We start from the raw sequence: 12649 nt of genomic DNA, 5'->3' as shown, positions 1-12649 counted from the left end.
TTTTATTCCAACTGGCAATAAACAACCTGCCGCGACAAGGCGGCAGGTTTTCGCGATTGAGCGAAGCTTTTATAGTCGACCCAGATCGTTGATCAGGGCGAGCAACATCACCCCGACGACCAAACTGATACCGATCTGGACCCCCCAACCTTGCACCCGATCCGAGAGCGGACGACCGCGCGCCCACTCGATCAGGTAGAACAGCAAATGCCCCCCATCCAGTACCGGGATGGGCAGCAGGTTCAGAACCCCCAGGCTTATGCTCAGGTAGGCCAGGAAATTCAGGAAATCCCCAACGCCCGACTGGGCTGAAGCGCCCGCCACTTTAGCAATGGTTATCGGTCCGCTCAAGTTTTTTACCGAGAGCTCCCCGAACAGCATTTTCTTCAGCGATTCGAGGGTCAGGACGCTCATGCTCCAGGTGCGGGAAAGCCCCTCGCCGACTGCTTCCAGCGGACCATAGCTGACCTCGCGGAGCATCTTCGCCGGCCACTCGGCGGCCTTGACCCCGGCGCCCAGATAGCCGCCAGAAGCCTGACCCTCACCTTTGCGCGCCAGGGTGACGGCAACCTCGAGTGGCGCGCCGTCGCGCTCGATGCGCAGGCCGACCTTTTTCTCGGGACGCGCGCGGACCGCGTCGACCACCTGCTGCCAGTCGGCCAGCTCGACGCCGTCGAGCGCCAGCAGCTTGTCACCGGTCTTGAGCCCGGCCGCCGCCGCTGGCCCCTTCGGATCGATCTCGGCCAGCACCGGCACCACCGCCGGGCGCCAAGGGCGCAGGCCAAGGGACTGGATCGGCTCCGGCTCGTCGACGCCCTTGAGCCACTGATTCAGGGAAACATCGAGCTGGCGCTCGGCGGTCGCGCCCTCGTCGAGCACCCCGACCCGCAGCGTGCCGCTCTCGCCGAGGCGGCGCACCAGCTGCAGGTTGACCGCCGACCAACCATTGGTCGGTTCGCCATCGATGGAGACGATTTCCTGGCCGACGCTCAGACCGGCGCTGGCTGCCAGGCTGCCGGCCTCGACGCCACCGATGACCGGACGCACCTGTTGCGAGCCCAGCATGGCCACCACCCAGAAGAACAGGATGGCAAGCAGGAAGTTGGCGATGGGGCCGGCGGCCACGATGGCGATGCGCTGGCGGACCGACTTGCGGTTGAACGACTGCTCGACCAGCGCTGGCGGGACCTCGCCCTCGCGCTCGTCGAGCATCTTGACGTAGCCGCCCAGGGGGATCGCGGCGACGACGAACTCGGTGCCGTGGCGATCATGCCAACGCACCAGTGGCGTGCCGAAGCCCACCGAGAAACGCAGGACCTTGACCCCGCAACGCCGCGCCACCCAGAAGTGGCCGAACTCGTGGAAGGTAACCAGCACACCCAGGGCAATCAGGGTGCCGACAATCATGTAGAGCGCAGTCATGTCCAATCTCCGGGTGACATTCGGCGGAGTCGGCCGCAGGCTTCAGCGGCCGTGGCGTCGCAGCCATTCCCGGGAGAGCTCCCGGGCACGCTGGTCGGCGGCGAACACCGCCTCGAGGGTGGGCAATGCCACCACGGGCTCCTGGTCGAGCACCTGTTCGATCATACCCGCGATCTCCGGGAAGCGGATACGCCGCTGGAGAAACGCCTCGACAGCCACTTCGTTGGCGGCGTTGAGCACCGCCGGCGCGCTGTTGCCCGCCTCGGCAGCCTGACGCGCCAGGCGCAGGCATGGGAAGCGCTGTTCGTCGGGCGCCTGGAAGTCCAGACGGGCGATGGCGAACAGGTCCAGCGGCGCGACGCCCGAATCGATACGCTCCGGCCAGGCCAGGGCGTTGGAGATCGGTGTGCGCATGTCCGGGTTGCCCAGCTGGGCAAGCACCGAGCCATCGACGTAATCCACCAGCGAGTGAATGACGCTCTGCGGGTGCACCACCACTTCAATCTGGGACGGCTTGGCATCGAACAGCCAGCAGGCTTCGATCAGTTCCAGGCCTTTGTTCAGCATGCTGGCCGAGTCGACCGAGATCTTGCGACCCATGGACCAGTTCGGGTGCGCGCAGGCCTGCTCCGGAGTTACATCCAGCAATGCTTCAGCAGGGGTTTCGCGGAACGGCCCGCCGGAGGCGGTCAGCAGGATCCGGCGCACGCCGACAGCGCCCAGGCCACGGGCGTAATCGCCGGGCATGCACTGGAAGATCGCGTTGTGCTCGCTGTCGATCGGCAGCAACACCGAACCACTGCGGTGCACCGCATCCATGAACAGGGCCCCGGACATCACCAGGGCCTCCTTGTTGGCCAGCAACACCTTCTTGCCCGCCTCGACCGCGGCCAGGGTCGGGCGCAGGCCGGCGGCGCCGACGATGGCCGCCATCACGGTATCCACCTCGGACGCAGCGGCCACCTGACACAACCCGGCCTCACCCTCGAGCACCTCGGTGGCGCAGCCCGCCGCGGCCAGCCCCTGACGCAGGCGCATGGCCGCCTCGGCGCTCGGCACCACGGCGAACGCCGGACGATGACGCTCGCACAGGGCCAGCAGTTCGTCGATGCGCGAATAGCCGCTGAGGGCGAACACCTGGTAACGGTCAGGGTGGCGGGCAATGACATCCAGCGTGCTCAGGCCGATGGAGCCGGTGGCCCCCAGCACGGTTATGCGTTGCACGGCACTCACATCACACCCCACTCAGCCGCCCACAGCAGCACGGCAAACATCGGAATCGCCGCGGTCAGGCTGTCGATGCGATCGAGCACGCCGCCATGACCCGGCAGCAGGTTGCTGCTGTCCTTGATGCCTTCACGGCGCTTGAACATGCTTTCGGTCAGGTCGCCGACCACCGAGGACATCACTACAACGACAGCCCCCAGCAGGCCCAGCAGCACCTGGCCGATACTCCAGTCGCGGGAGAAACCCACGGCCAGGGTGATCAGCAGGCTGACCGCGAGGCCGCCATAGACGCCCTCCCAGCTCTTGCCCGGACTGACCTGCGGCGCCAGCTTGCGCTTGCCGAAGGCCCGACCGGAGAAGTACGCGCCGATATCGGCAGCCCAGACCAGCACCATCACCGACAGGATCAGCCAGTTGCCCAACGGCCAGTGCTTGAGCAGTACCAGGCCCTGCCAGGCAGGCAGCAGTACCAGCAGGCCAATCAGCAGGCGACAGGCGGCGCTGCTCCACAGCTCGCCGCTGCGCGGGTAGGTCAGCACCAGCCAGGTGGCCAGGGCCCACCAGATCACCGAGGCGCCCAGCACCCAGGGCGCAAGGTCGGGCATCAGGTAGAGCAACATCAGGCCGCCCGCCACCACCGCGGCGTAGGCGATGCGCAGCGGCTGCGCGACCAGGCCGGCGAGGCGCGCCCACTCCCAGGCACCGAGCGTCACCACGAAGCCGATGAACAGGGCGAAATCTCCACCGTTGAGCAGGAAGAAACCACCCAACGCGATCGGCAGCAGGATCAGCGCGGTAATGATGCGTTGTTTAAGCATTAAGCACGGGCTCCGGCTTCGACCTGCTCGCTGGTCTTACCGAAGCGGCGCTGGCGCGAAGCGAAATCGGCCAGCGCGTTGCGCATGGCCTCGTGTTTGAAGTCCGGCCAATAGAGGTCGGAGAAGTACAGCTCGGCGTAGGCCAGCTGCCACAGCAGGAAGTTGCTGATACGGTGCTCGCCGCCGGTGCGGATGCACAGATCGGGCAACGGCAGGTCGCCGGTGGCAAGGCAGGTCTGCAACAACTCCGGTGTGATGTCGTCCGGCCGCAGATGACCGGCCTGAACCTCACGCGCCAGGCGCTGGGCAGCCTGGGCGATATCCCACTGGCCGCCGTAGTTGGCGGCGATCTGCAGGATGAAACGGTTGCTGCCTGCGGTCGCGGCCTCGGCCTCGCGCATCGCCGCCTGAAGCTCAGGATGGAAGCGCGAGCGGTCGCCAATGATGCGCAGGCTGATGTTGTTGTCGTTCAGGCGCGAGGCCTCGCGGCGCAGCGCCTTGAAGAACAGCTCCATCAGGGCACTGACTTCGTCCGCCGGTCGCTGCCAGTTCTCACTGGAGAACGCAAAAAGCGTGAGCACCTCGACCTTCGCCTCGGCGCACACTTCGATCACGGCGCGCACCGCATCGACACCCGCTTTATGCCCGGCAACGCCGGGCATGAAGCGTTTCTTCGCCCAGCGATTATTCCCATCCATGATGATCGCCACGTGACGCGGCACCACGGAGGGCACAGTCTGCTTGGTCTTTTCCATGAAGGCGTCCTGACCCTTAGATGGCCATCAGGTCCTTTTCTTTGGCTTCGGTGGCCTTGGCGATCTGCGCCTCGATATCCTTGATCAGCTTGTCGATGTCGGCACTGGCACGACGCTCTTCGTCTTCACTGATTTCCTTGTCCTTGGACAGCTTCTTCAGGTCACCCATGGCGTCACGACGGATGTTGCGCACGGCAACGCGCGCATCTTCGGCCGCGGCGCGAGCCTGCTTGGTGAAGCCCTTGCGGGTTTCTTCGGTCAGCGGGGGCATATTGACCAGCAGCAACTCGCCCAGGTTGGTCGGATTGAGATTCAAGCCGGCGCTGCCGATGGCCTTGTCGATGGCGCCCAGCATGTTGCGCTCGAAAGGCACGACTTGCAGGGTCTGGTTGTCCTTGACGGTCACGTTGGCGACACTGGTCAGCGGGGTGTCGGAGCCATAGTAAGGCACCATCACGCTGCCCAGGACGCTCGGATGCGCCTTGCCGGTGCGGATCTGGCCAAATGCGTGGATCAGCGACTCCAGCGACTTTTGCATGCGCGCCTGGGCGTCTTTCTTGATTTCGTTGATCATTTTTGAACTTCCTCGATCAGAGTTCCTTCCGCGCCGCCATGCACGATGTTCAGCAGGGCGCCGGGCTTGTTCATGTTGAAGACGCGCAGCGGCATCTTGTGATCGCGGCAAAGGCAGATTGCCGTCAGGTCCATTACGCCCAGCTTGCGATCCAGCACTTCATCGTAGGACAGATGATCGAACTTCTCGGCATGCGGGTCCTTGAATGGATCTGCAGTGTATACACCATCGACCTTGGTTGCCTTCAATACCACGTCGGCATCGATTTCGATGGCGCGCAGGCAAGCGGCGGAGTCGGTGGTGAAGAACGGGTTGCCGGTACCGGCAGCGAAGATCACGACTTCCTTGGAGTTCAGGTGGCGCATGGCCTTGCGGCGATCGTAGTGATCGGTCACGCCTACCATGGAGATGGCCGACATGACGATGGCGGTGATGTTCGCCCGCTCCAGCGCGTCGCGCATGGCCAGACCGTTCATCACGGTGGCCAGCATGCCCATGTGGTCGCCGGTAACGCGGTCCATGCCGGCTGCACTGAGCGCCGCGCCACGGAACAGGTTGCCACCACCGATCACCAGGCCGACCTGAACGCCGATGCCGACCAGCTGGCCGACTTCCAGCGCCATGCGATCCAGGACCTTGGGGTCGATCCCGAACTCTTCCGAGCCCATCAGGGCCTCGCCGCTAAGTTTGAGTAGAATGCGTTTATAGCGAGCCTGATGACCACTGCCCTGCTGAGCCATTGCGAATCTCTCCTGCGGCGTTTGTAAAAATCTGGCGGGCTGTTTCAGCCTGCGCGTAACTCTAGCGTGACGCAATTCATGCGTCAGCGAACAACGGTCTCGTGAACCGCTCCCGCTTTGACAAAGAGGCTGCGCGCGTAAGCGGGCAGCCTCTTCGGGGCGACAGACGAATCCGTCTTACTGCTTGGCGGCAGCTACCTGGGCGGCAACTTCGGCAGCGAAGTCGTCAACCGGCTTCTCGATGCCTTCGCCGACCTTGAAGTAGGTGAAGGAAACGATTTCAGCACCGGCTTTCTTGGCCAGCGCGCCGACTTTGACTTCCGGATCCATGACGAAGGCTTGCTCTTTCAGCGAGGCTTCGGCCTTGAACTTGGAGATACGACCGTTGATCATGTTTTCAACGATGTTTTCCGGCTTGCCGGCGATCTTGTCGGCGTTCAGCTGCAGGAAGACGTTCTTCTCGCGCTCGATGGCCTCGGCGGAGATTTCCGACGCATCCAGGAACTCTGGGTTCGAGGCTGCAACGTGCATGGCAATGTTCTTGGCCAGGTCGACGTCGCCGCCTTTCAGGACAACAACGGCACCGATCTTGTTGCCGTGCAGGTAGGCACCGACAACGTCGCCTTCAACGCGCACCAGGCGACGGATGTTGACGTTCTCGCCGCACTTGGCAACCAGGGCTTCACGAGCGGCTTCACGCGAGGCGATCAGCGGAGCTGCGTCGGTCAGCTTCTGGGCGAAGGCTTCTTCGATGCTTTCGGCAACGAAGTTCTTGAAGTCGTCCTGCAGAGCCAGGAAGTCGGTCTGCGAGTTCACTTCCAGCAGAACGGCGGATTTACCGTCGGTCTTGACGGCGATAGCGCCTTCAGCAGCGACGTTGCCAGCCTTCTTGGCGGCCTTGATGGCGCCCGAGGCACGCATGTCGTCAATGGCTTTCTCGATGTCGCCGCCGGCCTTTTCCAGGGCCTTTTTGCAATCCATCATGCCTTCGCCAGTACGCTCGCGCAGTTCTTTGACCAGCGCCGCAGTAATTGCTGCCATTTCAAAATCCTCTTGGAAAGTTTTTCAACCATTCCACCCGCTCGTCACGGGCGTTAAATTCTGCAAATCGCTGCCTTTATATCAGCTCGCCCATGATGCGGGGCCGTTGCTGACAGCAGGATTTCAAGGTGGCAAAAAGGGGGCCAAGCCCCCTTTTTGCGTGCCAAGTAGACGCCAGGCGTCAATTACTCAGCAGCAGGTGCAGCCGCTTCTTCAGCGTAGACTTCAGTGCCGCCGGCAACGTTGTTGCGGCCGCGGATGACGGCGTCAGCCATCGAAGTCATGTACAGCTCGATGGCGCGGATGGCGTCATCGTTACCTGGGATGATGTAGTCAACACCTTCCGGGCTGCTGTTGGTATCGACAACGCCGATGACCGGAATGCCCAGCTTGTTGGCTTCGGTGATGGCAATGCGCTCGTGGTCGACGTCGATCACGAACAGGGCATCAGGCAGGCCGCCCATGTCCTTGATACCACCCAGGCTGCGGTCCAGTTTTTCCAGATCGCGCGAACGCATCAGGGCTTCTTTCTTGGTCAGCTTGGCAAAGGTGCCGTCTTCGGCCTGGGTTTCCAGGTCGCGCAGACGCTTGATCGAGGCGCGGATGGTCTTGTAGTTGGTCAGCATGCCGCCCAACCAACGGTGGTCAACGTATGGCGAACCGCAACGAGCAGCTTGCTCGGCGACGATCTTGCCGGCGGAACGCTTGGTGCCGACGAACATGATCTTGTTCTTGCCCTGGGCCAGGCGCTCTACGAAGGACAGAGCTTCGTTGAACATTGGCAGGGTTTTTTCCAGGTTGATGATGTGGATCTTGTTACGCGCGCCGAAAATGTACTTGCCCATTTTCGGGTTCCAGTAACGGGTCTGGTGGCCGAAGTGCACACCGGCCTTCAGCATATCGCGCATGTTGACTTGGGACATGATAGTTCCTTGATAAGTCGGGTTGGGCCTCCACGTATCCCAATGACCAACCCGTGTTTCCAGGGAAACCGGGCACCCAGGCCATCGTGTCGACACGTGTGTGGGTTTGAGCTGACGGAGGACATCCCCCGAAAGCGGCGCATTTTATACCACAGGCCGAGCGCGAACGGAACCCGGATCATGCTTCGTCCGTCAGCGGCTTTTGCAGCACCCATGCTTTGCGGCCAGAATGCCTTCAATAGACCAGCGGATCCACGGGACTCTCCCGACAGATCGCCGCCGCGCTCTGGTAGAATCCGGTCTTTCCCGTTTGTTCGCGCCACACAGGGCGCCGTAGAGAGCCTGTTCATGACCGTCACCATCAAGACCGCAGAAGACATCGAGAAGATGCGCATCGCTGGCCGCCTGGCCGCCGAAGTGCTGGAAATGATCGAGGAGCACGTCAAGCCCGGCGTCACCACCGAGGAGCTCGACCGCCTGTGCCACGACTACATCGTCAACGTCCAGCAGGCGATCCCCGCCCCTCTCAACTACAAGGGCTTCCCCAAGTCGATCTGCACCTCGATCAACCATGTGGTCTGCCACGGCATTCCCAATGACAAGGCGCTCAAGGACGGCGACACTATCAACATCGACGTGACCGTGATCAAGGACGGCTACCACGGCGACACCAGCCGCATGTTCCATGTCGGCACCGTCGCGCCATGGGCCGAGCGCCTGTCCAAGGTCACCCAGGAGTGCCTGTACAAGGCCATCGAGCTGGTCAAGCCCGGCTGCCGCCTGGGTGACATCGGCGAAGTGATCCAGAAGCACGCCGAGAAGAACGGTTTCTCGGTGGTCCGCGAGTTCTGCGGCCACGGCATCGGCAAGGTGTTCCACGAAGAGCCGCAGATCCTCCACTACGGCCGCGCCGGTACCGGCATGGAACTCAAGGAAGGCATGACCTTCACCATCGAGCCGATGATCAACCAGGGCAAGGCCGACACCAAGGTGCTGGGCGACGGCTGGACCGCCATCACCAAGGACCGCAAGCTCTCGGCCCAGTGGGAGCACACCCTGGTGGTGACCGCCAGCGGCTACGAGATCTTCACCCTGCGCAAGGACGACACCATCCCGCGCACCTCGGCCTGATACTGACTAACAGGAACGCGACTCGATGCCCCAGGTGGATCCCGAGCTGTTCGACCGCGGCCAGTTCCAGGCGGAACTGGCCCTCAAGGCAAGCCCCATCGCCGCTTTCAAGAAGGCCATCCGCATGGCCGGCGAGGTGCTCGACAAGCGTTTCCGTGAAGGCCGCGAGATCCGCCGGCTGATCGAGGACCGCGCCTGGTTCGTCGACAACATCCTGCAACAGGCCTGGCACCAGTTCAGCTGGGGCACGCCGGACGGCATCGCCCTGGTGGCGGTGGGCGGCTACGGCCGTGGCGAGCTGCACCCGTTCTCGGACATCGACCTGTTGATCCTGCTCGACGCCGCCGAGCACGAGCAGTACCGCGACGCCATCGAACGCTTCCTCACGCTGCTGTGGGACATTGGCCTGGAAGTCGGCCAGAGCGTGCGCACCATCGACGAATGCGCCGAACAGGCCCGGGCCGACCTCACGGTCATCACCAACCTGATGGAAAGCCGCACCATTGCCGGCCCCGAGTCGCTGCGTCGGCGCATGCTCGACGCCACCAGCACCGCGCACATGTGGCCGAGCAAGGAGTTCTTCCTGGCCAAGCGTGCCGAACTCAAGGCCCGCCATCACAAGTACAACGACACCGAGTACAACCTCGAGCCCAACGTCAAGGGCGGGCCGGGCGGCCTGCGCGACATCCAGACGGTGCTCTGGGTGGCCCGGCGCCAGTACGGCACCCTGAACCTGCACGCCCTGGCCGGCGAGGACTTCCTGCTGGAAAGCGAGAACGAACTGCTGGCCTCGTCCCAGGCCTTCCTCTGGCGCGTGCGCTATGCCCTGCACATGCTCGCCGGGCGTGCCGAGGACCGTCTGCTGTTCGACCACCAGCGCAGCATCGCCGCGCTGCTGGGCTACACCGACGACAACCCCAAGCGCGCCATCGAACAGTTCATGCAGCAGTACTACCGGGTGGTGATGAGCATCAGCCAGCTGTGCGACCTGATCATCCAGCACTTCGAGGAAGTGATCCTCGCCGATGATGACAGTGGCGCCACCCAGCCACTGAACGCACGCTTCCGCCTGCACGACGGCTATATAGAAGCGGTCAACCCGAATGTTTTCCGGCGCACCCCGTTCGCCATGCTGGAAATCTTCGTGCTGATGGCGCAGCACCCCGAGATCAAGGGGGTGCGCGCCGACACCGTGCGCCTGCTGCGCGAGCACCGCCACCTGATCGACGACAAGTTCCGCAACGATATCCGCAACACCAGCCTGTTCATCGAGCTGTTCAAATGCGAGATCGGCATCCACCGCAACCTGCGACGGATGAACCGCTACGGCATCCTCGGCCGCTACCTGCCGGAGTTCGGCCTGATCGTCGGGCAGATGCAGCACGACCTGTTCCACATCTATACAGTCGATGCGCACACCCTCAACCTGATCAAACACCTGCGCAAGCTGCAGTACACCCCGGTTTCCGAGAAATTCCCGCTGGCCAGCAAGCTCATGGGTCGCCTGCCCAAGCCCGAGCTGATCTACCTGGCCGGCCTCTACCACGACATCGGCAAGGGTCGCCAGGGCGACCATTCCGAGCTGGGCGCAGTGGACGCACAAGCCTTTTGCGCGCGTCACCAGCTGCCGGCCTGGGACAGCCGGCTGATCGTCTGGCTGGTGCAGAACCACCTGGTGATGTCTACCACTGCCCAGCGCAAGGACCTCTCCGACCCGCAGGTGATCAACGACTTCGCCCTGCACGTGGGCGACGAGACGCGCCTGGACTACCTCTACGTGCTGACCGTGGCCGACATCAACGCCACCAACCCCAGCCTGTGGAACTCCTGGCGGGCGAGCCTCTTGCGCCAGCTCTACACCGAGACCAAGCGCGCCCTGCGCCGGGGCCTGGAAAACCCGCTGGACCGCGAGGAGCAGATCCGCCAGACCCAGAGCGCCGCACTCGACATCCTGGTGCGCGAAGGCACCGACCCGGACGACGTCGAGCAACTCTGGTCGCAACTGGGTGACGACTACTTCCTCAAGCACAACGCTGCCGACGTGGCCTGGCACAGCGACGCGATCCTCCAGCAGCCGGCCGACGGCGGGCCGCTGGTGCTGATCAAGGAAACCACCCAGCGCGAGTTCGAGGGCGGCACGCAGATCTTCATCTACGCCCCCGACCAGCACGATTTCTTCGCCGTGACCGTGGCCGCCATGGCCCAGCTCAACCTGAACATCCACGACGCCCGGATCATCACCTCGAGCAGCCAGTTCACCCTCGACACCTATATCGTGCTCGACAACGACGGCGGCTCGATCGGCGACAACCCACAGCGGGTCAGGCAGATCCGCGATGGCCTGACCGAAGCGCTACGCACCCCCGAGGACTACCCGGCGATCATCCAGCGCCGGGTCCCGCGCCAGCTCAAGCACTTCGATTTCCCACCGCAGGTGACCATTCTCAACGATGCCCAGCGCCCGGTGACCATCCTCGAGATCACCGCCCCGGACCGGCCCGGCCTGCTGGCGCGGATCGGGCGGATCTTCCTGGAGTTCGACATCTCGCTGCAGAACGCCAAGATCGCCACTCTCGGCGAGCGCGTGGAGGACGTGTTCTTCATCACCGACGCCGACAACCAGCCGCTGTCCGACCCGCAGCTGTGCAGCCGCCTGCAGGAGGCCATCGTCCAGCAGTTGCAGGCCGGCCAGGCCAGCGATGCCAGCCCCACCCGCATGACCTTTTGACGATAACGAGACCTTGCGCCAATGAACCCAGCACTGACCCAGCTCCAGCCCTACCCGTTCGAGAAACTGCGTGCCCTGCTGGGGAGCGTGAAGCCGGCGGCGGACAAACGCCCGATCGCCCTGTCGATCGGCGAGCCGAAGCACGAATCGCCGGCCTTCGTCGCCAAGGCCATGGCTGACAACCTCGACAAGCTGGCGGTCTACCCCAGCACCCTGGGCCTGCCGGCCCTGCGCCAGGCCATCGGCCAGTGGTGCGAACGGCGCTTCAGCGTGCCGGCCGGCTGGCTGGACGCCGACCGCCATATCCTGCCGGTCAACGGCACCCGCGAGGCGCTGTTCGCCTTCACCCAGGCCGTGGTCGATCGCTCGGCAGATGGCCTGGTGGTCAGCCCCAACCCGTTCTACCAGATCTACGAAGGCGCGGCCCTGCTGGCGGGCGCCACCCCGCACTACCTGCCCTGCCTGGAAGACAATGGCTTCAACCCCGACTTCGACGCCGTGCCGGCCGAAGTCTGGAAACGTTGCCAGATCCTGTTCCTGTGCTCCCCGGGCAACCCCACCGGCGCCCTGGTGCCGATGGACACCCTGAAAAAGCTGATCGCCCTGGCCGACAAGCACGACTTCGTGATCGCCGCCGATGAGTGCTACAGCGAGCTGTACTTCGACGAGGACGCGCCACCACCGGGCCTGCTCAGCGCCTGCGCGCAGCTGGGCCGTCATGACTTCAAGCGCTGCGTGGTGTTCCACAGCCTGTCCAAGCGCTCCAACCTGCCGGGGCTGCGTTCGGGCTTCGTCGCGGGCGACGCCGCGATCATCAAGCCGTTCCTGCTGTACCGCACCTACCATGGTTGCGCCATGCCGGTGCAGACCCAGCTGGCCAGCATCGCCGCCTGGCAGGACGAGGCCCATGTGCGCGACAACCGCGACCAGTACCGCGCCAAGTACGATGCCGTGCTCGACATCCTGCAGCCAGTGCTCGATGTGCAACGCCCGGACGGCAGCTTCTACCTGTGGGCCAAGGTGCCAGGCAGCGACGCCGACTTCACCCGCGACCTGTTCGAGGCCGAGCATGTGACCGTGGTGCCGGGTTCGTACCTGTCCCGCGAAGTGGACGGGGTCAATCCGGGCGCTGGGCGCGTGCGCATGGCGCTGGTCGCGCCGCTGGCCGAGTGCATCGAGGCGGCCGAGCGAATTCGCGCGTTCCTGGGCCGCTGATGGCAGGCGCCCCTCCTCACAGGGGGGGTGCAATCTCAATCGAGGCAAGCATTAAGTACCGTCGGTGCAGAACGC

11 protein-coding genes are annotated in these 12649 nt (G+C 63.9%); 3 read left to right on the top strand and 8 right to left on the bottom strand.

The window, feature by feature from the left end; genetic code table 11:
- Window positions 1–69: 69 nt before the first annotated feature.
- From rseP to rpsB, 8 genes are all read right to left on the bottom strand, one after another.
- Entirely contained in the window at window positions 70–1422 is a 1353-nt protein-coding gene (gene rseP / locus LU671_RS21325; RefSeq protein ID WP_203651132.1) for an RIP metalloprotease RseP, read from the bottom strand.
- 42 nt (window positions 1423–1464) lie between these two features.
- Window positions 1465–2655 carry a 1-deoxy-D-xylulose-5-phosphate reductoisomerase gene (gene ispC, locus LU671_RS21320; RefSeq protein WP_203651128.1) on the bottom strand — a complete coding sequence of 397 codons (1191 nt, stop codon included), beginning with the start codon at window positions 2653–2655 and terminating at the stop codon, window positions 1465–1467.
- Complete coding sequence (locus LU671_RS21315; RefSeq protein ID WP_062574937.1) at window positions 2652–3467, bottom strand: phosphatidate cytidylyltransferase; 816 nt, start codon at window positions 3465–3467, stop codon at window positions 2652–2654. The genes ispC and LU671_RS21315 overlap by 4 nt, the downstream gene beginning before the upstream one ends.
- A complete protein-coding gene (gene uppS / locus LU671_RS21310) occupies window positions 3467–4222 on the bottom strand; it encodes a polyprenyl diphosphate synthase (RefSeq protein WP_203651126.1) in 756 nt (251 codons plus the stop codon). The genes LU671_RS21315 and uppS overlap by 1 nt, the downstream gene beginning before the upstream one ends.
- Window positions 4223–4238: 16 nt before the next feature.
- On the bottom strand, window positions 4239–4796 hold the full coding sequence (frr, locus tag LU671_RS21305; RefSeq protein ID WP_203651124.1) for a ribosome recycling factor: 558 nt from the start codon (window positions 4794–4796) through the stop codon (window positions 4239–4241).
- A complete protein-coding gene (gene pyrH / locus LU671_RS21300; protein ID WP_028690676.1) occupies window positions 4793–5536 on the bottom strand; it encodes a UMP kinase in 744 nt (247 codons plus the stop codon). Before pyrH ends, frr begins: the two co-directional genes overlap by 4 nt.
- A gap of 177 nt (window positions 5537–5713) precedes the next feature.
- On the bottom strand, window positions 5714–6577 hold the full coding sequence (tsf, locus tag LU671_RS21295) for a translation elongation factor Ts (RefSeq protein WP_050704410.1): 864 nt from the start codon (window positions 6575–6577) through the stop codon (window positions 5714–5716).
- A 185-nt stretch (window positions 6578–6762) separates the two neighbouring features.
- On the bottom strand, window positions 6763–7500 hold the full coding sequence (gene rpsB / locus LU671_RS21290; protein ID WP_028690678.1) for a 30S ribosomal protein S2: 738 nt from the start codon (window positions 7498–7500) through the stop codon (window positions 6763–6765).
- A gap of 348 nt (window positions 7501–7848) precedes the next feature.
- Here rpsB and map point away from each other — a divergent pair, with 348 nt between their 5' ends.
- From map to dapC, 3 genes are read left to right on the top strand one after another with little or no spacing between them, the layout of a single operon-like run.
- Complete coding sequence (gene map, locus LU671_RS21285; protein WP_050704409.1) at window positions 7849–8631, top strand: type I methionyl aminopeptidase; 783 nt, start codon at window positions 7849–7851, stop codon at window positions 8629–8631.
- Window positions 8632–8656: 25 nt separating this feature from the next.
- A complete protein-coding gene (locus LU671_RS21280; RefSeq protein WP_203651122.1) occupies window positions 8657–11359 on the top strand; it encodes a [protein-PII] uridylyltransferase in 2703 nt (900 codons plus the stop codon).
- Between the two features lie 21 nt (window positions 11360–11380).
- Window positions 11381–12574 carry a succinyldiaminopimelate transaminase gene (gene dapC / locus LU671_RS21275; protein WP_232856794.1) on the top strand — a complete coding sequence of 398 codons (1194 nt, stop codon included), beginning with the start codon at window positions 11381–11383 and terminating at the stop codon, window positions 12572–12574.
- Window positions 12575–12649 lie beyond the last annotated feature (75 nt).

Source organism: Pseudomonas sp. NMI760_13 (genome assembly GCF_021283245.1).
Lineage (GTDB): Bacteria > Pseudomonadota > Gammaproteobacteria > Pseudomonadales > Pseudomonadaceae > Aquipseudomonas > Aquipseudomonas peradeniyensis.
Note: the sequence above shows the minus strand (reverse complement) of the source record. Positions and strands in the feature narration are given on the sequence as shown.